The organism is Aliiglaciecola sp. NS0011-25 (assembly GCF_040370605.1).
GTDB classification, from domain to species: Bacteria; Pseudomonadota; Gammaproteobacteria; order Enterobacterales; family Alteromonadaceae; genus Aliiglaciecola; species Aliiglaciecola lipolytica_A.
The window spans coordinates 61,572-83,908 of sequence record NZ_BAABWR010000005.1; the positions used below are offsets into that span (position 1 = coordinate 61,572).

At 42.0% G+C, this 22,337-nt stretch carries 24 protein-coding genes; 7 read left to right on the top strand and 17 right to left on the bottom strand.

Annotated elements, in window-relative coordinates; all coding sequences use genetic code 11:
- Nucleotides 1-371 precede the first annotated feature (371 nt).
- Nucleotides 372-575 carry a YheV family putative zinc ribbon protein gene (locus ABWV72_RS05845; RefSeq protein WP_216047801.1) on the bottom strand — a complete coding sequence of 68 codons (204 nt, stop codon included), beginning with the start codon at nucleotides 573-575 and terminating at the stop codon, nucleotides 372-374.
- A 117-nt stretch (nucleotides 576-692) separates the two neighbouring features.
- Here ABWV72_RS05845 and ABWV72_RS05850 point away from each other — a divergent pair, with 117 nt between their 5' ends.
- From ABWV72_RS05850 to ABWV72_RS05865, 4 genes are read left to right on the top strand one after another with little or no spacing between them, the layout of a single operon-like run.
- Nucleotides 693-2,627, top strand: a complete 1,935-nt coding sequence (locus tag ABWV72_RS05850; protein ID WP_342805778.1) for an ATP-binding cassette domain-containing protein — start codon at nucleotides 693-695, stop codon at nucleotides 2,625-2,627.
- Nucleotides 2,605-3,090 carry a TIGR02444 family protein gene (locus ABWV72_RS05855; RefSeq protein WP_353369275.1) on the top strand — a complete coding sequence of 162 codons (486 nt, stop codon included), beginning with the start codon at nucleotides 2,605-2,607 and terminating at the stop codon, nucleotides 3,088-3,090. The genes ABWV72_RS05850 and ABWV72_RS05855 overlap by 23 nt, the downstream gene beginning before the upstream one ends.
- Nucleotides 3,087-4,130, top strand: a complete 1,044-nt coding sequence (locus ABWV72_RS05860) for a hydrolase (RefSeq protein WP_303500288.1) — start codon at nucleotides 3,087-3,089, stop codon at nucleotides 4,128-4,130. Before ABWV72_RS05855 ends, ABWV72_RS05860 begins: the two co-directional genes overlap by 4 nt.
- Entirely contained in the window at nucleotides 4,127-4,345 is a 219-nt protein-coding gene (locus ABWV72_RS05865; protein ID WP_216047805.1) for a YheU family protein, read from the top strand. The genes ABWV72_RS05860 and ABWV72_RS05865 overlap by 4 nt, the downstream gene beginning before the upstream one ends.
- 436 nt (nucleotides 4,346-4,781) lie before the next feature.
- Here ABWV72_RS05865 and ABWV72_RS05870 read toward each other — a convergent pair whose 3' ends face one another.
- Genes ABWV72_RS05870 through nudE form a run of 3 tightly spaced genes read right to left on the bottom strand, consistent with a single transcriptional unit; the run spans nucleotide 4,782 to nucleotide 6,773 of the window.
- On the bottom strand, nucleotides 4,782-5,360 hold the full coding sequence (locus ABWV72_RS05870) for a YceI family protein (protein WP_353369278.1): 579 nt from the start codon (nucleotides 5,358-5,360) through the stop codon (nucleotides 4,782-4,784).
- A 10-nt stretch (nucleotides 5,361-5,370) separates the two neighbouring features.
- The gene (gene cysQ, locus ABWV72_RS05875) at nucleotides 5,371-6,195 is read right to left on the bottom strand and encodes a 3'(2'),5'-bisphosphate nucleotidase CysQ (RefSeq protein ID WP_353369280.1); all 825 of its coding nucleotides are present in this window, start codon (nucleotides 6,193-6,195) and stop codon (nucleotides 5,371-5,373) included.
- A complete protein-coding gene (gene nudE / locus ABWV72_RS05880; RefSeq protein ID WP_353369282.1) occupies nucleotides 6,195-6,773 on the bottom strand; it encodes an ADP compounds hydrolase NudE in 579 nt (192 codons plus the stop codon). The genes cysQ and nudE overlap by 1 nt, the downstream gene beginning before the upstream one ends.
- Before the next feature lie 91 nt (nucleotides 6,774-6,864).
- Here nudE and yrfG point away from each other — a divergent pair, with 91 nt between their 5' ends.
- A complete protein-coding gene (gene yrfG / locus ABWV72_RS05885) occupies nucleotides 6,865-7,545 on the top strand; it encodes a GMP/IMP nucleotidase (protein WP_353369284.1) in 681 nt (226 codons plus the stop codon).
- A 48-nt stretch (nucleotides 7,546-7,593) separates the two neighbouring features.
- Here yrfG and ABWV72_RS05890 read toward each other — a convergent pair whose 3' ends face one another.
- The 12 genes from ABWV72_RS05890 to gspC form a co-directional block, all read right to left on the bottom strand.
- Complete coding sequence (locus ABWV72_RS05890) at nucleotides 7,594-8,355, bottom strand: type II secretion system protein N (protein WP_353369286.1); 762 nt, start codon at nucleotides 8,353-8,355, stop codon at nucleotides 7,594-7,596.
- On the bottom strand, nucleotides 8,352-8,831 hold the full coding sequence (locus ABWV72_RS05895; protein ID WP_353369288.1) for a type II secretion system protein M: 480 nt from the start codon (nucleotides 8,829-8,831) through the stop codon (nucleotides 8,352-8,354). The genes ABWV72_RS05890 and ABWV72_RS05895 overlap by 4 nt, the downstream gene beginning before the upstream one ends.
- 1 nt (nucleotide 8,832) lies before the next feature.
- Complete coding sequence (gene gspL / locus ABWV72_RS05900; protein ID WP_353369290.1) at nucleotides 8,833-10,026, bottom strand: type II secretion system protein GspL; 1,194 nt, start codon at nucleotides 10,024-10,026, stop codon at nucleotides 8,833-8,835.
- Nucleotides 10,026-11,108 carry a type II secretion system minor pseudopilin GspK gene (gene gspK, locus ABWV72_RS05905; RefSeq protein ID WP_353369292.1) on the bottom strand — a complete coding sequence of 361 codons (1,083 nt, stop codon included), beginning with the start codon at nucleotides 11,106-11,108 and terminating at the stop codon, nucleotides 10,026-10,028. The genes gspL and gspK overlap by 1 nt, the downstream gene beginning before the upstream one ends.
- The gene (gspJ, locus tag ABWV72_RS05910; RefSeq protein WP_216047814.1) at nucleotides 11,105-11,734 is read right to left on the bottom strand and encodes a type II secretion system minor pseudopilin GspJ; all 630 of its coding nucleotides are present in this window, start codon (nucleotides 11,732-11,734) and stop codon (nucleotides 11,105-11,107) included. The genes gspK and gspJ overlap by 4 nt, the downstream gene beginning before the upstream one ends.
- On the bottom strand, nucleotides 11,731-12,120 hold the full coding sequence (gspI, locus tag ABWV72_RS05915) for a type II secretion system minor pseudopilin GspI (RefSeq protein ID WP_216047815.1): 390 nt from the start codon (nucleotides 12,118-12,120) through the stop codon (nucleotides 11,731-11,733). Before gspI ends, gspJ begins: the two co-directional genes overlap by 4 nt.
- Complete coding sequence (gene gspH, locus ABWV72_RS05920) at nucleotides 12,117-12,743, bottom strand: type II secretion system minor pseudopilin GspH (RefSeq protein ID WP_216047816.1); 627 nt, start codon at nucleotides 12,741-12,743, stop codon at nucleotides 12,117-12,119. The genes gspI and gspH overlap by 4 nt, the downstream gene beginning before the upstream one ends.
- A gap of 17 nt (nucleotides 12,744-12,760) precedes the next feature.
- A complete protein-coding gene (gspG, locus tag ABWV72_RS05925) occupies nucleotides 12,761-13,201 on the bottom strand; it encodes a type II secretion system major pseudopilin GspG (protein WP_353369295.1) in 441 nt (146 codons plus the stop codon).
- The gene (gene gspF, locus ABWV72_RS05930; RefSeq protein WP_216047817.1) at nucleotides 13,201-14,424 is read right to left on the bottom strand and encodes a type II secretion system inner membrane protein GspF; all 1,224 of its coding nucleotides are present in this window, start codon (nucleotides 14,422-14,424) and stop codon (nucleotides 13,201-13,203) included. Before gspF ends, gspG begins: the two co-directional genes overlap by 1 nt.
- 2 nt (nucleotides 14,425-14,426) lie before the next feature.
- Nucleotides 14,427-15,917, bottom strand: a complete 1,491-nt coding sequence (gspE, locus tag ABWV72_RS05935) for a type II secretion system ATPase GspE (protein WP_216047914.1) — start codon at nucleotides 15,915-15,917, stop codon at nucleotides 14,427-14,429.
- Between the two features lie 71 nt (nucleotides 15,918-15,988).
- Nucleotides 15,989-18,037, bottom strand: a complete 2,049-nt coding sequence (gspD, locus tag ABWV72_RS05940) for a type II secretion system secretin GspD (protein WP_216047818.1) — start codon at nucleotides 18,035-18,037, stop codon at nucleotides 15,989-15,991.
- An 11-nt stretch (nucleotides 18,038-18,048) separates the two neighbouring features.
- On the bottom strand, nucleotides 18,049-18,990 hold the full coding sequence (gspC, locus tag ABWV72_RS05945; protein ID WP_353369298.1) for a type II secretion system protein GspC: 942 nt from the start codon (nucleotides 18,988-18,990) through the stop codon (nucleotides 18,049-18,051).
- A gap of 144 nt (nucleotides 18,991-19,134) precedes the next feature.
- On the opposite strand from gspC, the gene hslR reads away from it, so the two are divergent.
- Together hslR and hslO are read left to right on the top strand one after the other, a co-directional pair.
- On the top strand, nucleotides 19,135-19,539 hold the full coding sequence (hslR, locus tag ABWV72_RS05950; protein WP_216047819.1) for a ribosome-associated heat shock protein Hsp15: 405 nt from the start codon (nucleotides 19,135-19,137) through the stop codon (nucleotides 19,537-19,539).
- Between the two features lie 9 nt (nucleotides 19,540-19,548).
- Nucleotides 19,549-20,445, top strand: coding sequence for an Hsp33 family molecular chaperone HslO (gene hslO / locus ABWV72_RS05955; RefSeq protein WP_342805764.1), 897 nt, complete (start codon nucleotides 19,549-19,551; stop codon nucleotides 20,443-20,445).
- Between the two features lie 30 nt (nucleotides 20,446-20,475).
- On the opposite strand, the gene ABWV72_RS05960 is transcribed toward hslO, so the two are convergent.
- Nucleotides 20,476-22,191 (bottom strand): Na+/H+ antiporter NhaC family protein, encoded by a 1,716-nt coding sequence (locus ABWV72_RS05960; protein ID WP_216047821.1) that lies wholly within the window; start codon nucleotides 22,189-22,191, stop codon nucleotides 20,476-20,478.
- Between the last annotated feature and the right edge of the window lie 146 nt (nucleotides 22,192-22,337).

Below are 22,337 nucleotides of genomic sequence, written 5' to 3' on the forward strand. Positions count from 1 at the left end.
GTTCGTTGTTGCGCTGATTATCGAATCTTGTTAATCTCACTTTCTAACTAATTCACCATTTCCCTCAAGCCAGTTTGCTGAACAACATTGGCTTGTTAGGTGATTTACTTAACTACGTATATGCATCAGACCATGTTACTAACTTCAATTGCCGCGAAGTTAACTTGTTTATGCTCTTACCCGTAAGATGTAGAGCCGCGTAATCAGGGATTGAGTTGAATGTTGCGGGTGAGGATCTTCAAATTTAATGCGCTGCGACGATTGCCACTGCTGCCTTCAAGTGTCTACACCTTCGACCTTTTGGTTTGACCTTCCAAACTTATCTCGTGGAATTCGCAATTTTCCATAGGTAGCTAATCGCGAATATGTGTTTAAGGTTTGAAAACACCAATCACGCTTTCATTTTGCCGTTTGGCTGAGTCAACTTGCTTTTCAGTTTGTGATTCTGTGTAGTCACATTCCACACAGGCGAGCTTTTCGACATTGTTTTCGAAAAACAGCATTATTGTATCTTGCGCTTTACACTTTGGACATATAGCACCGGCGACAAAGCGTTTCTTAGTTTTGTTAGTCATTGATATCTGCTACTTGAATGGAATAATTAGCTTTTCAGTTGTGCACAAACGCGCAATTTCAAGCGGTATAAGTATATAATACGCCAATTCAACTAATTTGATTAGTATTCTTCGTAAATGATTCAAATTTCAGATCTGATTTTATTGCGAGGCAGTAAAGTCCTCCTCGAACACGCATCTGCGACTATTTATCCAGGCCACAAAGTGGGGCTTATTGGTTCTAATGGCTGTGGTAAGTCTAGCTTATTTGCCTTGCTGCGACAGGAGTTACATCCTGATGCGGGGGATTGTCAATTACCCAAAAATTGGCAAATTGTGTCGGTGGCCCAGGAAACTCCAGCGTCAAATCGCAGTGCGATAGACTACGTAATTGATGGTGATTTGCTGTATCGACAATTACAACAGAAGTTGGCAACGGCTGAAGAAAATCATGATGGTGAAAAAATTGCCTTGCTACATGGTCAATTGGAACACGCTGGGGCTTATGATATCGAATCTCGAGCCGCGACCATTCTGGCTGGCCTAGGTTTTAGTCACCATCAAATTACAAAACCAGTCACTGACTTTTCAGGTGGCTGGAGAATGCGTCTTAACCTTGCTCAAGCATTGCTATGTCATTCTGATTTGCTGCTACTTGATGAACCTACCAACCACTTGGATTTAGATGCGGTTATTTGGCTAGAAAGATGGCTAACAAGATATACAGGAACATTGATTCTTATATCACATGATAAATCTTTTCTTGATAATACGGTGAACGAAATACTCAGTGTGGAAAGCCAAAAGCTGATTAGTTACACCGGAAACTACGCGTCTTTCGAGCGTCAGCGTGCAGAACGATTACGCCTACAAGATTTGGAATATCAAAAGCAACAAGCGAAAGTCGCTCATCTTGAATCATTCATTAATCGCTTCAAAGCTAAAGCTAGTAAAGCAAAGCAGGCGCAAAGTCGGATTAAACAACTAGAGAAAATGGAAGATTTGCTGCCAGCTCACGCGCAATCGCAGTTTTCATTTGAGTTTTTTGCCCCTCCTAAATTACCTAATCCATTGGTAAAAATGGAACAAGTGCAAGTGGGTTACGATGACACTGTGATTATTGATAGTTTACATCTGAATTTGGTCCCAGGCAGTCGAATTGGATTGTTAGGACGAAATGGCGCAGGTAAATCGACCTTAATTAAATTGTTGGCAAACGAAAAAACGCCAATGAGCGGTGAATATATGACATCTGCGGGGCTGAGCATTGGCTATTTTGCACAGCATCAGCTTGAATTTTTGCGACCTCAAGATAGTGCGTTAGATCATCTTTATCGACTCGATAAACTTGCCCCTGAACAGGCATTACGGGATTTTTTAGGCGGCTTTGGATTTCATGGTGATCAGGCATTAGGAAAAGTTGAGCCTATGTCTGGTGGCGAAAAAGCGCGTTTGGTTCTCGCCTTATTGGTGTATCAAAAACCGAATCTTTTGTTATTGGATGAGCCTACCAACCACTTGGATCTTGAAATGCGCCATGCTCTTAATATCGCGTTGCAGAGCTTTGAAGGGGCAATGGTGTTAGTTTCTCATGATCGTTTCCTACTCACTTCAGTTTGCGATGATTTTTATTTAGTGGATAGCGGCAAGGTGCAGCCCTTTGATGGTGATCTAGAAGACTATCGTGATTGGTTATTAAAGGATGCTAGTCAGAAAAGTGCGAATAAGAATATAGATTCTTCAACGGCTAAACCTGTAGAGAACAAATTTGATCGGAAGAACACAAAGCGACTAGAAGCTGAGTTTAGGCAAGCTACACAAGGATTGCGTAAAGCAATTCAAAGCGCCGAAAAGAAGATGAATCAGTGTTCTGAGAAGCTTGCAAAAGTCGAGTCGGAACTCACTGATGTTGATCTCTATCTTGATGAAAACAAGGCTAAATTGAAACAGCTGTTACTTGAGCAGGGCAATATAAAAGGAGACTTAGAAGAGGCCGAAATACTGTGGATGGAGGCTCAAGAAGAGCTCGAATTAAAACAACAGGAATTTGATGAACAACAATTGGTTAGCTGAGGATTTTTGGCAGTTTTCTTTACGTCATTATGCTAAATCGGAAGTAAAACGTTTAACTCTGCAACTGCAGAATGAATACTCTATGAACGTAAATCTGCTGCTAATATGTGCATATCTCGATACCCATAATCGACAGGTAAGCTCATCTCAATTTGTTGAGTTATCAGAATTTATTGCCCCTTCAGTCGCACAAGTGGAAACCATTAGGCGTTTACGAATAGATGCCAAAACGAACAAGCCAAATACTTACGCAAAACTGTTAGAGCAGGAATTGGAAGCTGAAAAACAACAACAAACACTGATTATCAGTTTTTGCAATCAGCATTATTTAGATGCCAAAAGAAAATCTAATTTTTACCATTATTTGGACTCCCTTGAATCCCTAGATACTGCTGATTTAAAGTGTATAGTGGAACAACTGGCCGCCACAATTTCTAGTAATCAAACTAATCTTGAGATATGAACGATAAATATAAATTTGCCACCGAAGCGAATAAAAATAGAATAAAACGAAGTGATTTCAAAGCGCCGTTTTGGGCTAAAAACCGTCATGTTCAAACCTTATGGCCAAGGTTTATTCAGCGTCGTCGTCCTTTAGCTTTACGGGTAGAAAAACTGAAACTGCCTGACAGCGATAGCGTAAAAGTGGTTTGGGGGCAGCCAGAATCACCGGAAAATAACAAAGGGATTGCGGTGCTATTTCATGGTTTAGAAGGCTCTGTGAAATCTCATTATGCCAATGATCTTATGGCTGAATTGCAGTCTCAAGGTTGGCAAACCGTGTTAATGCATTTTCGTGGTTGTGGAGGTGAGCTGAATACCACGCCTCGCGCTTATCACTCAGGTGAAACTGAAGATGCTAGTTACTTTATGGCTTGGTTGGATAAAAAATTTCCTGATTTACCTAAAGTGGCAATCGGATTTTCATTGGGTGCCAATATGCTACTCAAGTTCTTAGGGGAAACGCCGGCGCAAAAATTTTTAAAAGCAGCGGTAGCCGTTTCTACACCATTTAAATTGGCTGAATGTGCTGACAGTATTAACCATGGCTTTTCTAAAGTGTATCAAAGCTATTTGCTAAAAAGTATGGTGAAAACCCTACGTTCAAAAATGCGACTTATTGACTATAAAGGTTTGATTCCCATTGATGATAAAAAAGTTGCCAAATTGGCAAACTTTAGAGATTTTGATCAAAATGTTACCGCGCCATTACACGGCTTTGCTGATGCCGAAGATTATTACCAAAAGTGCAGTGCAATTAGTTTTCTCAAGCATATTGAAACCCCCACCTTGGTTCTCCATTCTATTGATGACCCCTTTATGAATGAGGCGGTTTTACCTAAAGAACACGAGCTTTCTGAGGCGGTTCAATTGGAGTTGAGTGACACCGGCGGGCATGTGGGATTTTTACAAGGTACTCCTTGGAAGCCCAACATATGGTTCCATAAACGTATTTCTGATTTTATTGCGCCCTTTTCAATCCACAAAGGTGTTAAAGAATGATTATTCCTTTAAGTGACATTGCTCCAGAAACCTTGAACAATTTAGTTGAAGCCTTTGTTCTTCAAGAAGGAACCGATTACGGGGAAATGGAATATGATCTTGAACAAAAAGTTAATCACGTCATGATGCAACTTAAGTCGGGGCAAGCTTTTGTACAGTATTCTGAATTACACGAAAGCGTGAATATTGTGACCAAGGAGCAGATCCAAAATTAGATTGTAGGCAGGAGCGTTTACTCCGCGCTTTGGATTGGTTTTGTCTTATCTTTTCACGGGATAAATCCGGTGCTACAGGTTTTTAGGCGGGAGTAATTGTCCCGCGCTTTGGACTGGATTTGTCTTATCTTTCCACGGGATAAATCCCGTGCTACAGACTTTGTGGGCGGGAGTAATTGTCCCGCGCTTTGGACTGGATTTGTCTTATCTTTCCACGGAATACATGCCATGCTACAGGCTTTGTGGGCGGGAGTATTTGTGCCACGCTTTGGTCTGGATTTGTCTTATCTTTGCACGGGATACATGCCGTGCTACTGGCTTTGTGGGCGGGATTATTTATCCCGCGCTTTGAACTGGATTTGTCTTATCTTTGCACGGGATACATGCCGTGCTACAGACTTTGTGGGCGGGAGTAATTGTCCCGCGCTACAGGTGACTATTGATTGAATGTCACAGAAAACGTCATTGGAACGGTTAACCCGATACTTTTTAGACCCGCAAGTTCTTGTAGCTTAGCAATGCCAGGATCTAAATCATGGTTTGCTGCTTTAATTAGAACGGGCTTAACCGTTGTAGCATGGAAGCTGCCATCATCATCTTTGCTTATGCTTAATTCAACGCTATAAGGAGCAGACTTGCCTTTGATCGTAATATTCGTATCAAGGGTCACCATGGCTGATGTTCCTGCACCCATGCCCATCACTGATTCAGGTAGCTGGGCTGTGATCGTCGCCTCTGGTGTATTTTTCACATCAAAAAGATATGTCTGCATACGCTCATTACGAATGGCTATATTGGTTTCTACTGAACTCAATTGCACCGCTGCTTGAAGCTGGCCGGAATCACTTAGTTTGCCAGATAACTTGGTAAAATGATGAATTTCGCTGATGTGCTCGTTCTTTGTGGAGATAAAGTTGACTGTTGAAGAATCATTATCAAGGGTCCAACTTGCGTGGGAAAATGACCCAAATGCCGCACAGCATATGGCAAAACTTATAAGACTATGTGTTCTCATTTGCTATTCCTTATTTATATTCGACAATTGATTGCCAATTTACTTGATGATCCCCTAACACTACGAAGTCTGGATTGTCAGTCGTATCTCGTCGGTTATAAGTAAGTGGTTGGAATTCAGCTGAAAGTACAGTACCTCCAGCTTCTTCAACGATACATTGGGAAGCACCGGTATCCCACTCACCAGTTACCCCAACGCGTAAAAATACGTCTGCTTTCCCCTCTGCGATAAAGCAGGCTTTAAGAGAGCAACTTCCTAGGGGGAGTGTTTGATATGAACGCGAATCGCTCATATGGTTCATTATTCTTTCCCGCGGCTGACGCCGGCTGATAGCGATCATCACCACATCAGTATCGGGTTCTGCAAATTTACGCACATGAATTTGTTTATTATTTTCTAACGAGCAAGATTTAAACGCACCATGTCCTTTGCTAGCAAAATAAAGAGTTTCTCCAGCAGGCCAATAAATAACTCCTAACGCAGGCTCATTGTCTTCAATTAACGCTATATTGACTGCAAAGTCGCCACTGCGTGCTATGAATTCTTGAGTGCCGTCAATAGGATCAATTAACCAATAGCGTTGCCAATGTTTACGCTGCGCCAAGTCACCGTTATTGGTTTCCTCAGACATTATTGGGATGTCGGGGGTTTCTTTTAACAAAATATCCATGATAATTTCATTGGCTTTATAATCTGCAGAAGTAACTGGAGATTCGTCTTCTTTTTCATATGCTTTGAAGTCGCCGCTATCATAGATTTTTAAAATTTCTTCGCCTGCGGTTTTAGCCGCAAATTTAGCTATTTCTAACAAATTTTTTCGAGGGTCTACTGCCATTATTTTTCCCCTGATGAACTTTTTGCCAAATATTTTTGTACCAAAAATAAAGCTGCGATACAGCGAGCCTCGATAAAATCGTCACGAGCCAGTAAAGCGTCTAGCTCGTGTATAGACCATGGAATGACCTCTAAAGGTTCTGGTTCATCCCCTTCTAAACGGCACTCATAAAGATCTTGAGCTAATAAAATATTCATTTTCGCATCAAAAAAAGTCGGAGCCATACTGACAGTATGAACCTCTTTTAACACGTTCGCGCCATATCCAGCTTCTTCTTTTAACTCTCTATTGCCTGCTTCAAGAGGTGACTCCCCTGGATCAATTAAGCCTTTAGGGAAACCAAGCTGATAAGAGTGGGTACCAGCTGCGTACTCTCTGATAAGCAAAAGGGTTTCAGAATCGATGAAAGGGACTATCATTACTGCACCACTGCCTGAACCAGCCATCCTTTCGAATTGACGAGTTGCGCCATTCGAAAATTCAAGATCTAAACGTTCGACACGAAATAAACCGCTTTTGGCGACGATTTCTCGTTGATGAATTTGGGGCAGTGTTTTATTCGGGTCTATTTTATTCATTTACCTATCACGTTAAACTAACGGCAGTTCCGTTATTGAGGAGCTGCACTTTATACTACATTTGCCTTACTTTAACTCATGGATCACTGACTTGCCAATGTTGCCCTGGAACGAAATTAGAACTGTTTTACTCGATATGGATGGAACCCTACTCGACTTGCACTTTGACAACCATTTTTGGATGGAAGTTGTACCGCAAAAGATAGCACAAAAAAAAGCTATCAGTCTCGAAAAAGCAAAAGAATATATTCACCTTGAATACCAAAAGGTGATGGGAACGATAAACTGGTATTGTCTTGATTATTGGGCGGAAAAGCTAGATATGGATATTATTGAGGCAAAACGACAAATCAAACACTTGATCAGTATGCGTGAAGACACTTTGCCATTTCTCGATGCTTTGCATAACAGTGGCAGAGAAGTTGTACTGGTAACCAATGCGCACCCGGGAAGCTTGTCTCTAAAAATCGAGCAGACTCAATTGGATAGTCATATAGACACCTTGATTTCTACCCATGAGTTTGGGGTAACTAAAGAATCCCAGCTGTTGTGGCAAAAATTGCAGAAACGCTTAGGGTTTGATGTGCAAAGTACTTTGTTCGTCGATGATAGTGTACCGATTTTACATGCTGCTAAAGAATTCGGGATTGCTCACTTGTTAGCGGTTGAGAATCCAGATAGCCAAGGTGAAATCCGTAATATTGATGAGTTTACGAGTATTCAAGATTATCGATTCTTAATCGATGATATTAACAACAACCCGATAAAATAAATTACCAAAGCTAGGTCGACAGAGGGAGCTTATGTCCCCCCTGTGATACTAAAATTTTATTTTATAAAACCCTTGGTTATCGGGACGACCAAAAAACTGAGCGGCATCCCTAACTTGTTTGGGTAAACTATCGTCGGGTTTGAATTGACCATTTAATTTCACTTTTAATGAGCTTGGAATCCGAGCATCAGCGCTTAAATTGAATACGTTGGGTGGAGTGATTTTGACTAGAATATCATCTTCAATGCAGCTTAGATTTGCTTGAAAATTACCTAAACTCAAAGGTTCACTAAGCCCTACTAAGCCTTCTAACCCCGCATTCAACCATTGACCTTTACCGGATAGACCAATACATCTTCCAGCATAATCTAGTTCAGTTAAGGAGACTTTAAAGCGGCCTCCCGCGTTTACTGCTATTGGTAAGGGGGCTTGGGCAATAGCCATATCTGCCGGTAGATACACAGTTAAATCGGAAGATTGAACATGGCTTGGGTCGAACATATCAATGCTAATGATGCCTTGTAATGAGACTTTGTCACTTGAACGTAAATCTCCTCCATCTATGTCTAGCGTCACTTGACCAAATAACAAATCCCAAAATGACACCTGCCAGCTAACATTTTCAATGGTCATGTTATTTACACTGATAATACTAGCTGAGGCATTCCATATCGTTCCTTGCACACCTTCAATGCTCAGATCATTGGATTGGTTCGCGCGATAAATAACTTGGCTAGCGGGTAACTTAATAATGAGTAAAATCAAAAAGGCTAAAATGCCTAGAAGACTCCACTTAACAACTTGCTTCATGATTTTCCTAACTGCAAACTTCTGACTTTTACCATTCCAGACACGTTGGCTTCCGCTAAATCTACATTAATGATGCGGATCCCAAGACTTTCCATACTTTGTAACCAACTCACTACATCGTTAAAGGGGGCTTGGTCTACCCATACCTTTAACTCTTCACCTTGAGGCTGCATTCTAGAAATTGCTATTTTCACTCGTCCAGCCGTTTGATTGACTGCTTGAGGTAGTGAGCCTGAAAATACCGATGCATTTGCATTCCCACTGCGCATTTGGATTGCACGATTCGCATTTTGCTTAAACCATATTAGGTCGGCTTGTTTAGTCGCGACTAACTTGCTTTGAGTTTGCAAAGAGTTATCAATAGGTGCCCATATTAGGTAGTAAAATAGAGCGACTATTAACAACAAACCCGACACTACCACTAATACTCTTTCGCGCTCAGATAGCTGATTAAATTTATCCAACAAATCTTTCATATCAGCTCCTTATCGATAACGAACCAATCACTTGGTTGTCTTTGTTGTTAATTGCACCTTGTTGTACCTCAAAGCCTTTTTCTTGGGCTAAACGTTTAAATCGTTCTAATGCTTCGAAGTTTGCTGCAACGGCCTGTAGTCGCAGTTCTGAACGCGCACTATCAAAACGTATAGTTTGTGGTTTAACGTCGCTACTTTGAAAAGCTTCGGTGAGTTGTGACATCATTGCTAGCATTGATGTTTGTCCGCCCCCGTTGGCTAATTTAGCCAGTTCTCTTTCCATCGCTAAACGGATTCTTGTGGGTTTTGGTTGATTAGGAAAGGCTTTGGCAAATTGCTCGTGCATTTGCTTAGTTAGATCTGCACTTTGTTGTTTAAGTTGATTAACTTGCACGCCTTTATCAACCAATGTAACCACAAGGGCGAGAAAAGCTAAAACCGCTGCAACTCGCCATTGACGCCACTGACTACGACTTTGTTGTTTAGCTTTAAACTCGCCTTGTAACAGATTAAATGTGGTTTTTAAGACACCTGTTGCAAGCAATTGCATGGGTAAGTCTAACTGCTGTTCGATTTGTTCAACGTTGGCTAAGTTAGAAATATCTAAGTCACTGTGATTCGCTACTTTTAGCGGTGTTGTTTGCTGTTTTGCAAAATGCTCAGTGGCTTGCAATAACCAAGTTGCATCACCTTGCAGACCTTGCCATTGATCTTGACGAATAATAGCTTGCTGTCCAAGGGTTACTAAGCTCCACGCATCTTCAATGTAGGGAAGGGCAAGTATATCGGGGAGCATTTTATTGCAGTACAAACCGGCTTGTTTGATAACCTCTAGCCAGTTTGCCATCTTATCTCTGCTAACTACTGCAACCGCTTGCATGTTGCCATTTTTTTCCCCTAAGGCAAAAAACTGTTCGCTAATATCCATACTTAAATCTTCCTCAAGCATGTATGGTATCGCCGTTAGCGCTTTTCGCGATGCCTTCGCTGGCATGGCGACCCATTTCAACAAAAAGTCACAACCTGGGACTAAGGCGGTAATAGGACGTTTGCCTGCACGTTCAGATAAAGAATTAAGCTGTTCCGCATTATCTAGTACGCCAGAGGCAATAATTTCCTGCTCTTGACCAGACCATACTAACCAATTGACTGGGTCACTAGTGGTTGAGCCTAGGCGGATAACCAGATGTTCCATTAAAGTACTCCTCCAAATTCTCGTCGTATGACAATCACTTGGTCGTTATTTTCTACTTTCAGTAGGGAAGACATAGCAAATGTGGCGTTATTGTAACGGGTCTTGGTATGTAATAGAAAGTATTCTGTTTTTACATCAAACCAACGTTGTTGTTGTTCGGTTAATGTGTGATTGGTAAACAGTGTTTCCGCTAAGAAATCCTGCACATTTTGGTAGCCATCAGGTGCACGATTACTGATGAGGCTTTGAATTTCCGATACTGGTGCACCTGTTAATGCTGCTAATACAGGAGCTTGGTCTTCTTTTACAGTATTCACATTAATTTTCATTTCTGACACATTTGGAATAACACAGACCATCGGCAGCAGGTCATTAATCCATTGGGCTTTAACGCCGTTAACTAGACGTATTTCAGACTTACTGACCATTAAGTTGTTTGCGGCTAAGTAAGGGTTTACTAACGCTGCATAGTCGGCATCTTCGGCCCCGCTTTGTGACATGTTGTCATCTTGGTCTAGCCAATCAATTAACGAGTCTCTGACAACTTCAATTGAATAGTTATCCAACTCTGGCACAACGTTGGTCAATAAGCGTTCAAACGCTAGGGCCTCTTCAGGGACGGAATTGATATCACCGCTGCTATTTCCACGTAGCACCTTTTTAACCTCGCTGTCGCCGTTAGTGTTATCGCTATCATTGCCGTTTTGACTGCTGCTTTGTTGTACTCGATTTACCGAGTCGATAGCATTGAGATTTAGGCAGGTTTGCATATCGGTCAACTGAGCTTGAATACCGCCACCTTCTAAAGGAAAGGTAAATTGTTCAGACCAGCCAGCTTCTAATGAAATCACATCAGGATTTGACTCTAATAGTTCACCGATGGATTTAATCGCAAATTGCTCAGCCCCCATTGCATACCAAAATGCTTGATTGTTATCTTTAATGTTGGTTGCGCGAGTCACTTGAAGTTGCAATCTTGACCCCATTTCAGTGGCAATAATCGCAACCAGCGCGACAATCATCAAAACAATGATTAAAGCGACCCCCTGCTGCTTTGAATAATTTGCCAAGCTAGTATTCACGAATCTGCGCTGCTCATTAAAAACTTACGCTCAATGACGCCGAATTCTTGACTGGTGATGGTAATCTTCACGGCTACTGGCAGGGTATCTTGAGCATAAGAATCATCCCAGCTTTGTGAGTCGGCAGAATCTTCGCCAGAGTTTAATAAAAAATGTACTTGAAAATCATCTACCTTAGTTAATAAAACCCGTACTTTGGGTTCATAACCAACTACATTATCAACGTAATTACCGTACAAACGCTCTAACCTACCTTCTTGCATACGGTAGCCAACACTTTGTAAGGTGCTGCGTTGTAACATTAGTTGCGGGTTTTGCCATCCAGCTCGCACAAAAGCAAAACCATCAGCTTCGCTTTCCAAGAAGTTCTTTTCTGCGTGCATAACTTGCGTATTCTCTTCACCGTCTAGGCGCACTGCTCTGGGCACCGCTTGAAGCATATCTCGTTCAATGGTGAGCATCGCTCTTTGCAAAGTTTGTAGTTTTTCGAAACGATTTTCAGATAATTCATCACTGTCGATAACGGCGGTCATTACGCTGGTGGAAGCGATACCGATAAGAGTGAAGATTGCCACAGCAATCATAATTTCAATCAGTGTGAAACCGCGTTGCTTTTGACCAATCATCTTATTGTGCTCTTGGGTTTAGCCATATAGGAGGTCACACTGGTTATCGTGCGGTCGAAATTTTCGTCGGTCCCCACTACGATTTCAATCCCGATCAAAGATTCATCCGGGGTGGACAATAATTTTTGTTGCCAGTACCAAGTAGTACCAGCCATCTTTTCTTCGCCCTTCAAATTGTCTTTTAGGGGCCAGCTATTTTCGATGTTGATTTGGGTAAGGCGATTATTGGCTACCCAAGTGGCAAAGGTAATATTTTCGATTTGGCTGACACCGTTTAAATGGTCAGTGGCCGATTTCATGATAGCGGTGCCGGTTATCGCAAAGATCAGTAGCGCCAGCATGACTTCTAACAAGGTGAAACCTTTGTTGTGAGTGTTAGTGTTCATAAGTCACTATCCAAAGGACCCAACCTTTCAAGGGGCACACTATCAATGGCATTCAGCTTAAAATACACGGGATCATCATTAGAAAAATCAGGCTCATACATCATAGTTAAACTAAATGGTGTCACGTCACCACTGGATAACAACATGATTTGTGGTGGCGGTAGTTTTTTCTCTTCTTCTTCACTGCCAATGTCAACGCGGTCCTCATCAAAGGATAAAGATTCATCGAATATACCGTCGCTAAACAAATTGTCTTCTTCAATCCAAGGTAATTCGTCGAGCTCTAACGCCAAAGAGTAGGGTTCTGGTAATTGATAACGACCGAACGCTTGTTGTCCTTCCAGTAGTTGCCAATTTTGTTCTTCATCTAACTGCATAAATATATATTCAGCGGTTTCAGGTTCAATACGAATACCTAACTCTTGCTGGTTTAACACCGCAAAATCAGATGCCATATCCACTACTATCTGGAATCGTTTCGCTTGTTTTTCTAATTCTTCAGAAGGGGTCGGTGAGAAGTTATTAAATGAAATTACACTTATAACAATTCCCATAATTGCTAGCACCGCCATGATCTCGATGAGAGTAAATCCTGAATGGTACTTTAATGACCGTGCTCGCATTATGGGCAACTCAATGTTTAGTTTAGGTAATCGCCAAGATTCCAGTTACCAATATCGTCTTCCGTTCCTGGTTCACCATCTGGGCCATTAGAAAAAATATCTATCACGCCTATTTCACCTGGGCTAACCAATTGATAAGGATTGTCCCAAGGGTCATTAGGCAAACGATTAATATAGCCGCCGGTTGGGTAATTGCGTGGAATAGGGTCTATTGTCGGTTCGTTAACCAAAGAATCTAACCCTTGCTCGGTGGTTGGGAAACGGTTGTTACTTAACTTGTAGCGGGTCAATGCACTTTCCAATGATTGAATATCAATAGCAGCAGCTTTTCGCTGAGCTTCTTCTTGGTTACCGAGTATTTGCGGTGCCACTAGGCCCGCCATGATACCAATAATCAATAACACCACCATTACCTCTATTAAGGTAAAACCAGCTTGTCGAGGATTGTTCATTTTCATTACATATTCACCATATTATTAAGCGCTAAAATTGGTTGTAGAATTGCCAGTACGATAAACAAAACAATTGCTGCCATACTAACAATCAAAATTGGTTCAAAAACTTTTAATGAGACACCAACTAGGGCTTCGAATTCCCTATCTTGGTTGTCTGCTGCTCGTTTTAACATTTGCTGAAGCTCTCCGCTTCTTTCACCCGATGCAATCATATGCATCATCATAGGCGGAAACATTTTGGTCTTTTCTAAGGCTCCACGCAGACTAGAGCCCTCTTTCACTTTAATTGCCGCATCGGCTACAGCTTCTCTAATGTGCAAATTTTCAAGTACATCACCGGCTATGCGCATCGCCTCTAACAACGGCACTGCACTCGCGGTTAGTATACTTAATGTGCTGGCGAAACGCGCCGTATTCAAGCCTTTGGATACTTTACCAATCAAAGGTAATTCCAAAATAAACTTGTGATAACGTTTTTTCATAAGCGGTTGTTTGAGTATTCTGCGAATCAAGATTATCAATATAACAATTAACACTATTGCAATCAGACCGTAGCTTTGTAACCAAGTGCTCACAGAGATTAAGATGCTGGTAATTGCAGGAAGTTCCTGACCCATGTTGTCGAATTGTCCTACAATTTTAGGCACTACTACGGTCAACAGTAAGAAAATAATACCAAATGCAAAAAATAGCATGATGGCAGGGTAAACCAGTGCTTGGGTAATTTGGCTGCGAGTGCGTTGACTTTTTTCTGTGTAATCGGCCAGTCGATTAAGTACTGTGTCTAAATGCCCTGACTTTTCACCTGCTGCAACCATTGCTCGAAATAGCTCATCGAATACTTGCGGAAACTCTCCCATTGCATCGGCAAGAGAATGACCTTCTACTACCTTACTGCGAACGGCCATCATCATATTTTTATGACGGGGCTTTTCACATTGTTCTGCTACCGCTAAAAGTGCTTCCTCGATTGGCAAAGCAGATTCAACCAAGGTGGCAATTTGCCGTGTTAAAAGGGCTAAATCGCTGGCGGATATGCCGCGAGTGAACAAGGTAAATCGATTTTTGTTGTCGCGCTGTTGCTGTTCCGTTACTTGCTCTACTTCTAGCGGAATAAGCTCTAATTCTCGCAACTGTTGTCGAATATGCCGAGCGTTATCGCCTTCTAAAACACCACTTTTATTGCGACCAGATTGGGTAATCGCTTTGTAAGCATAAGCGGCCACGGTTAATCCTCCCGGGTAACGCGCAGTACTTCTTCTAAGGATGTATACCCAAGAAGTACTTTGTTACAGCCGTCTTCGCGAATACTCGGTGTATTTTTCCTAACATGTTTTTCTATAGCTTGCTCACCATGACCGTTATGAATTATTTCACGGGTTGGTTCGTCAACTACCAGTAATTCGTGGATCCCGGTCCGACCGCGATAACCTGTTTGATTACAAGCTGCACAGCCTTTGGGACTATAAATATTTTGGCTATTGGAGGCATGCTCTAAGCCTAAAATTTGACACTCGGCTTCGCTTGGAAGGTGAGGCGTTTTACAATCAGGGCAAAGGGTTCTTACTAGTCTTTGCGACAAAACAGCCAGTAAACTGGAAGATAACAAAAAGGGTTCAATTCCCATATCTTCAAGTCGAGTTATGGCTCCTGCGGCGGTATTGGTGTGTAACGTAGATAATACTAAGTGACCGGTTAAACTGGCCTGCACACCAATTTGTGCTGTTTCGAGATCGCGAATTTCACCGATCATGACCACGTCAGGATCTTGCCGTAATATTGCTCTCAAACCTCGCGCAAACGTCATGTCTACACGGGGATTAACTTGAGTTTGGCCGATGCCTTGTAAATCAAATTCGATGGGATCTTCAACGGTTAAAATATTCCGGTCTTTCGAATTTATTTCTGAAAGGCCAGCGTATAGGGTTGTACTTTTACCTGAGCCAGTAGGACCTGTAACCAAAATAATCCCGTGAGGTTTGCGAATTAAAACGGAAAAAATTTCACGGTTTTTTGCGGTCATACCTAAATCAGTTAAATTTAAGCGGGCGTTATTTTTATCTAACAAACGCAGAACCACACGTTCACCATGACTCGAAGGCATGGTTGAAACCCTAACATCCACAGCGCGTCCGGCTATTCTTAAGGTAATGCGGCCATCTTGAGGAACGCGCTTTTCGGCAATATCTAACTTCGCCATGACTTTAATACGGGACACTAGCATGGAAGATAATTTACGGTTTGGCCGTAATATTTCCCGTAACACTCCGTCTACACGAAATCGCACTATTAATTGATTTTCGAAGGTTTCAATATGAATGTCAGAAGCACCTTCTTTAATTGCTTCACTTAACATTGCATTGATTAACTTGATGATAGGCGCATCATCTTCATTTTCTAATAAATCTTCGGTATCAGGCAGTTCTTCAGCTAACGCGAATAAGTCACTTTCATTGCCGATATCTTCCATCAGCTGTTTAGCCGCTGACGAGTCGCGCTGAAACGCCTTGGTAAGCAGGTTTTCAAATTGCTCGTCGGCAATTTCTTTTAATTGAAAGTCAGCCTGCAGAAATCGACGTACCTCAATGAAAATTGAAAAATCTGTGCTTGCTGTGTGATACAAAATAGCGGGTTCTTCACCGGTATCCAACAACACTTTATGACGCTTCGCAAAACTAAATGCTAACTGCTTGTGTTGAACCACATCTTCATCAGCCATTTCCGTAGAATTAACTTCAGCGTCTAACAGATTTGGATTGAGTTCAGCATTTTCAGCTGTTTCAATACTCATTAATTCTTGCTTTCCTGCTCTTTATTCAACATGTATTCTTCGAAAGAAGGCGGTAAAGATAGTTCATCTTCCCACTCCGGTAATACAGGTGTATCAGTATTAGGCATCAAAGGGATACCTTCAGATTGACGCTGTAGTTGCTGCGCACGAATGTAGTTGTATTTTTTATGGCTAATAGAATTCATAGTCGCGCCATCTCGCACGATGGTCGGACGAATAAATACCATTAAGTTACGTTTGCGCTTGCTGGTAGTGGTGGATTTAAACAAGTTACCTAGGTAAGGAATATCACCTAATATAGGCACCTTGGAAACACTTTCCTGCACTTCTTCGTCGATTAAGCCACCCAGTACAATTGTACCGCCGTCATCCACAATTACTGTGGTTTTAATTTCCCGTTTGTTAATCGCAATATCAACAGATGTCGCACCACTGACGCTAGAGACTTCTTGTTCAATTAATAGTTGAACCGCATCACCTTCGTTGATTTGAGGTGTCACTTTTAGTTTTATACCTACTTCTTGTCGTTCCACAGTTTGGAATGGGTTGGCATTGTTTGAACCCGTTGAAGAACCGGTAATAATAGGTACTTCTTGACCAACGATGAAGAACGCTTCTTCATTATCCATGGTGGTTAAGTGTGGAGTAGAGAGAACGTTAGAATTGGTATCAGTGCTTACTGCTTGTAGTACTGCCCCCCAACCATCTTTCACTACACCAACTAAGAATCCGTTAACGCCGCCTAGCAAGGATGCTAGTGAAGTGAAATCACCAGATGTGACAGAGTCATATGAATACGGGTCACCATCGTCATCGAACCCTGTGGTCGTGGTTGTTTGATCTTCTGCTTCATCGGCTGCAACTGCTAACGAGCCAATCCCCACAACACCATTTGTAAATTGCTGACCACCACCATCTTCACTGGCCCACTGAACACCTACCGTTGTGCCGTCACCTTCAAATACTTCAACAATAATGGCTTCAACGGTTACTTGTGCTCGACGTATATCCAACTGACGAATGACTTCTTCTAGCGAACGCATCATGTCAGGCTCTGCGGTGATTACGAGTGCATTGGAATCTGAGTGAAAATCGATACTTACTTCACGGTTGTTAGATGTTCTACTTTTTGTATTGCTGCTTTGTCCGCCTTGTTCTTCGGCTTGAATGCTAGCACTTACTCCTTGCAGAACTTTAACTAGCTCTTCTGCTTTAGCGTAATTCACAAAAATAACCCGAGTATTACCGCTGGTTTCTAATTCTTTATCCATTTTGGTAATTAGGTTAATTAAGCGTTTGCGACCTTTGTTATCGCCAGACACTATTACACTATTGGTTCGGTCGTCAGCTACCAGACGAGGCTCCGATTTACCGGTTGTTTGGGTTTTGGATGCATTTTTATTGATGTTTTCAATAATTCTCACCATCTCTGATGCAGATGCATATTTAAGTTCTACTATTTCAACTTCTTCATCACCAGCTTGATCCACACGCTCAATGATCTCTACCAAGCGATTTACCACAGCAGCTCGGCCGGTCAGCATCATGACGTTGGATGGGTCATGGCTCACTACGTTGCCACCACCTGCTTGATCGTTCAACTGGCGAAGAATCGGGGCAAGCTCTCGCACTGGCACGTTGTATACCGGAACCACTCGGGTGATCATTTCATCACCATCAAAAGGAGTACCTTGAATAACCGGAATATTAGATGTTTTTGCGTCTTTAGCTCGAACTACTTTCAATATGCCATTTGGCATTTCTACCACGGCAAAATCGTATACTTGTAATACGTTGAGGAAAAATTGGTAATATTGCTCTTCATTAAGCAAGTCATAACTACGTACGCTGATTTTGCCGCGTACGTCTGGGCTGACGATTATGGTTTTTTGCAGGTTCTTGCCTACAATATTTATGAATTCGGAAATCTCAGCATTTTTAAAATTGGGGGAATATTCTTTAGCGGATGTCATCGTCGACATCGTCAAAAGCATTGCACATGCTGCCAAACATAAGCCTCTAAATCTACTACGGCTTGTTTGCGTCATAGGGGTAATCCTCATAAATCTTCTCCCCCTTCAGGGAAATCCAAATACAAAGTGAGAAGTTCCTCACTTCGACTAATTGTTAGTTGTAACGAATCCGATTGATTTAATGCTGCCAAGGCTTCTATAGCTTGTTCAGGATCAGTCAAATCTAAGCCGTTAATCTCGGTAATGACATCGCCGACTAAAAATCCAGCACCTTTAAATAAACTTGGATTTTTACCAGGGGCTATTTTATAGCCGGCAATTAAACCATCTTGGCCTTGAACCGGAGAGACCATAATGTAATCGGTAAATCCGGCAGGGTTGCGCCGTATCTCTCTGGTCGTTTCCACCATTTCAGGGGTCAATTCGGTATATTGTTCTTTGTCATCTATTCTATTATCAGCGGTCGTTTCAACAACTGGTTGGTATGCTTGGCTTTCTTTTGAGTATTCTAACCCGTCTAGCATTAAGGTTTCGCGACGAGGACCATTTTTTATGATTACCCTATCTGCGAACACTTCAACTAAGCTTGCATTGGTACCATCAATTTCATCATCGATGCCATAGGTATTCTGTGAACCGCGATTCTCAATTATCGCCGCACCAACACCTGGCTCATCAGTCTCGACCACACCTGTTAAGGTTAAGTTCAAGCGGGTTTCAGGTGCTTCCGTTACTTCTTGTTTAACCGTGGTGACTTCTTTTGCGGTTAAATCGCCAAACAGGTTTAAACTTTTCAACTGTGACAAACTCACTCGTGAGCCAGAGTTGCTTGAAGTATTGCCAGTTTGGTTAGTTTGAAAACTTTGATTTGAAGTGTTTTGTGGCTCTGGAATTAGCCGCCAAGTCATCTCAGCTAAAAAAGCCAAAAGATACAGAACCAACAAAATAACAACCAACAGATTAATCTGTGATTGATATTTGCTAATTTGCAGCCATATTTGACTTAAGTTTGTACTACTAAGGCTCATCTTTTACCACTTTTTGGTCGATTATCGTCGCTAAACGGGGACAATGATAACCAGTAGATTAAAGGGCCACAACTATTAAAGATTAACATTACCATATAATTACAATTCTAAGGTTTTTAAGCTTAAGCCCAATAGGTTCTATATATGAAGAATAAGACAGACAACAAAAACACTGAAATAGTTCGCTTAGATAAGTGGCTTTGGGCTGCTCGATTTTTTAAAACCCGATCTTTAGCTCGAGACATGGTGCAATCTGGCAAGGTGCAATATAATGGACAAAGAGCAAAAGCCAGTCGAAGTGTCGAATTGGGTGCGACAATTGTGCTCCCTGCCGGATTCGATAGCAAGGAAGTAATTGTTGAAGGGTTAAGTGATAAACGAGTAAGTGCACCACAAGCTCAATTACTCTACGCGGAAACAGAAAAAAGCATCGCGCAACGTGAAAAAAATGCAGAGGCGCGCAAGTTAAGCGCATTCCATAGTCCGAGACCAGAGACACGACCGGATAAAAAGCAGCGTCGCAAAATAATTCAATTTAAACAGCAGTAAGAGAATCTTATGTCCCATTTTGATCAGTTACATCGTTATGTCTTTAACAACGCCAACGTACGCGGTGAACTTGTGCAACTAGAAAATAGTTATCAAGAAATTCTAAATTCACAGCAATATCCCCCTGTCCTTCAACAATTACTGGGTGAATTAATGGCTGCTGCATCTTTGCTGACTGCAACGTTAAAGTTCAAAGGTGATATTGCTTTGCAATTGCAAAGTGAAGGTTTGGTTAAGTACGCAGTAATAAATGGTACTCATGATCAAAAATTGCGTGGTGTGGCACGGTGGGACTCAGAAGCGGCTGAACTTCCAACATCGTTAACCGAACTCATGCCTAAGGGAGTGTTAGTTATTACCATTACTCCTGAAGTGGGAGAGCGATATCAAGGCATGGTGGCGATCGACAAGCCGACTTTATCAGAGTGTCTTGAAGGGTATTTCAGCCAATCTGAACAACTGCCTACCAAAGTCATTTTAAAAACCTCTCTCAAAGGTGAAATAAATAGAGCTGGTGGTTTATTTTTGCAAGTCTTGCCAACCAGTAGCGAAATGACAGATGCGTCTGAACACACTGACTTCATTCACTTAACTACGATTAGCCAGACTATTACTGCTGAGGAATTGTTAGGGCTGCCAGCCACTGAAGTATTGCACCGACTTTATCATCAAGAAGAAGTCCAACTTTACCCACCTCAAGACATCAAGTTCTCTTGTACCTGCAGTAAAGAACGCAGTGCTGCGGCGATCGCAAATGTTGATAAACAAGAGTTACTTAATATTGTGGCCGAAGATGGTGCCGTAAGGTTGAATTGCCAATACTGCCACAAGGAATACAGTTTCGATGCGATAGATATCGAAGCAATTCATAACGAAGGCCATGCTCAGCCTACGCAGACACAATAGTTCGCTACTGCTATATTTGAATGCTGTTGGTTAAACCAACAGCAATGCAGATAAAGTCCAAAGCATAGCTGCGCATGTTGCGGCTATGCTAGCAGGTATTATTTGTGACTTAACATGGTCCATCAAGTCACAACCTGTGGTCATCGCACTTAAAATGGTTGTATCCGAAATGGGAGAGCATTGATCCCCGTATACGCTGCCATTCAAAACCGTCGCAAAACAAATCGCCATGAAAATTTCTGGGTGAGCAACTTCTTGATTGATACCGATTGCCCAAGCTAACGGCATGGCTAAAGGGAATGCAATTGCGTATGTACCCCAACTTGTTCCGGTTGAAAATGCAATGATCATGGTTAGAATCTGGAGAATGACAGGTAACATCCAAAATGCTATTTGATGGTCGAGTAAATCTATCAAAAATAAACCACCACCAATTTCCTTATTGATACCGCCAATTGTAATCGCCAATACCAACAGCACAGAAGCAACGACCACTGATTTTAGACCATTACCAATGCCGCCAAGCAATTCGTCTAAGGTCATCCCTCGTGATAAGGCCATTACACAAGACAAGCAAAGTGCTGTAGCGAATGCCCAATTTACTTTCGGCGAACCTAGCGTAATAAAGGTTCCTACTGCGATAGCAATTAAGGTGACCAAAGGCACTGCAAATTCATAAACACTCGGCGAATAATGGTTAGGCACTTCCGATTTTTGTAATTCATCAGTATGTATCGGGTTTGCATCTTTTGCATCTAAGCGGCCAGTATTGAGCGCCCGTAAACGGGCTGTACGGATTCGACTACCGCAATGCCATGTAACGTTAAAGCACAACAAGAGCGTACCCAATACCGCGAGAATTCCATAAAAGCTAAAAGGGATACTGGTGAAGAAAAAACGGATTCGATCAGACTCGGTTGCCAGAAAAGCCACACCAGGCACAAATATCAATGATTGTACATAGACTGGCCAAGCATTGAAGGCTAAGACTGACGCGATGGGCGATGCCGTTGAATCTACAATGTAACTCATTTCTTCGTGGCTGACTTTTGCTTCATCTGCAAAGGGCTTAACCGTTGTCCCCACCAATACTGTGCTTATTGTTCCTCCTTGAAAAAAGAATACGCCTAATATCCATGTAATCAGCTTCGCTGAGCGCGGCCCCTTAACAAAATGACGGGTCATCGCCTGAGCGAATGCTTGTGCTGCTCCAGTGCGAGTCCAGACTCCCATCAAGCCGCCAAGCAGCCAAAGGTACAATAAAACAATGGTTGCAGCGCTGTCTGAGGCGATGCTTGGAAGCAGCACTTTATCGGTAATATCATACCGACCTAACATGAGTGCGCCGATAATTGTGCCACCTAATAGGGCAGGAATCGGCTGTTTGGTAAGCAAACATAATGAAATAGCAATGACGGCCGGTAATAACGACCAAATACCAAAATGGAAAGCGGTCTTGAGTAACACCAGTTGTTGGTCAGGCATCCTTACCCATTGCTCAGATAACGCAGGTTTACCATACTGATCTAAAGCGCTTTGTCGCAATGGGGAGAGTTGATAATCAACGATGTTTTTGACTTCAAACTGATGATTATTGATGGTGTAAACAAGTTCGCCTGATGCATTGTTATAAGTGGGGTAAGAATGCTGCTGTTCTACCCAGTTTGGTGTGACAGAAGTATTAATATAAAACGCGGAGAACAAAGCCAGAACAAATAGGTAAAGCGCTAATTTATTATAATGCATGATGAATAAAACAACGGATACGTCTAGTTATCGATTAATTAAAGCCTAACACGGCAGGATAATATCAAGGCCTCACAAAAAGCCTCCTAATCATAACTACAGGTTATAACTTGGAGGCTTTTATATTAGATTGCCTGATCTGTGAT

What these genes read in the sequence shown, in the direction of transcription:
- ABWV72_RS05845 (WP_216047801.1), bottom strand. Translation starts at nt 575, where the DNA reads ATGACTAACAAAACTAAGAAACGCTTTGTCGCCGGTGCTATATGTCCA.
- ABWV72_RS05850 (WP_342805778.1), top strand. Translation starts at nt 693, where the DNA reads ATGATTCAAATTTCAGATCTGATTTTATTGCGAGGCAGTAAAGTCCTC.
- ABWV72_RS05855 (WP_353369275.1), top strand. Translation starts at nt 2,605, where the DNA reads ATGAACAACAATTGGTTAGCTGAGGATTTTTGGCAGTTTTCTTTACGT.
- ABWV72_RS05860 (WP_303500288.1), top strand. Translation starts at nt 3,087, where the DNA reads ATGAACGATAAATATAAATTTGCCACCGAAGCGAATAAAAATAGAATA.
- ABWV72_RS05865 (WP_216047805.1), top strand. Translation starts at nt 4,127, where the DNA reads ATGATTATTCCTTTAAGTGACATTGCTCCAGAAACCTTGAACAATTTA.
- ABWV72_RS05870 (WP_353369278.1), bottom strand. Translation starts at nt 5,360, where the DNA reads ATGAGAACACATAGTCTTATAAGTTTTGCCATATGCTGTGCGGCATTT.
- cysQ (WP_353369280.1), bottom strand. Translation starts at nt 6,195, where the DNA reads ATGGCAGTAGACCCTCGAAAAAATTTGTTAGAAATAGCTAAATTTGCG.
- nudE (WP_353369282.1), bottom strand. Translation starts at nt 6,773, where the DNA reads ATGAATAAAATAGACCCGAATAAAACACTGCCCCAAATTCATCAACGA.
- ABWV72_RS05890 (WP_353369286.1), bottom strand. Translation starts at nt 8,355, where the DNA reads ATGAAGCAAGTTGTTAAGTGGAGTCTTCTAGGCATTTTAGCCTTTTTG.
- ABWV72_RS05895 (WP_353369288.1), bottom strand. Translation starts at nt 8,831, where the DNA reads ATGAAAGATTTGTTGGATAAATTTAATCAGCTATCTGAGCGCGAAAGA.
- gspL (WP_353369290.1), bottom strand. Translation starts at nt 10,026, where the DNA reads ATGGAACATCTGGTTATCCGCCTAGGCTCAACCACTAGTGACCCAGTC.
- gspJ (WP_216047814.1), bottom strand. Translation starts at nt 11,734, where the DNA reads ATGATTGGTCAAAAGCAACGCGGTTTCACACTGATTGAAATTATGATT.
- gspI (WP_216047815.1), bottom strand. Translation starts at nt 12,120, where the DNA reads ATGAACACTAACACTCACAACAAAGGTTTCACCTTGTTAGAAGTCATG.
- gspH (WP_216047816.1), bottom strand. Translation starts at nt 12,743, where the DNA reads ATGCGAGCACGGTCATTAAAGTACCATTCAGGATTTACTCTCATCGAG.
- gspG (WP_353369295.1), bottom strand. Translation starts at nt 13,201, where the DNA reads ATGAAAATGAACAATCCTCGACAAGCTGGTTTTACCTTAATAGAGGTA.
- gspE (WP_216047914.1), bottom strand. Translation starts at nt 15,917, where the DNA reads ATGGCTGATGAAGATGTGGTTCAACACAAGCAGTTAGCATTTAGTTTT.
- gspD (WP_216047818.1), bottom strand. Translation starts at nt 18,037, where the DNA reads ATGACGCAAACAAGCCGTAGTAGATTTAGAGGCTTATGTTTGGCAGCA.
- gspC (WP_353369298.1), bottom strand. Translation starts at nt 18,990, where the DNA reads ATGAGCCTTAGTAGTACAAACTTAAGTCAAATATGGCTGCAAATTAGC.
- hslR (WP_216047819.1), top strand. Translation starts at nt 19,135, where the DNA reads ATGAAGAATAAGACAGACAACAAAAACACTGAAATAGTTCGCTTAGAT.
- hslO (WP_342805764.1), top strand. Translation starts at nt 19,549, where the DNA reads ATGTCCCATTTTGATCAGTTACATCGTTATGTCTTTAACAACGCCAAC.
- ABWV72_RS05960 (WP_216047821.1), bottom strand. Translation starts at nt 22,191, where the DNA reads ATGCATTATAATAAATTAGCGCTTTACCTATTTGTTCTGGCTTTGTTC.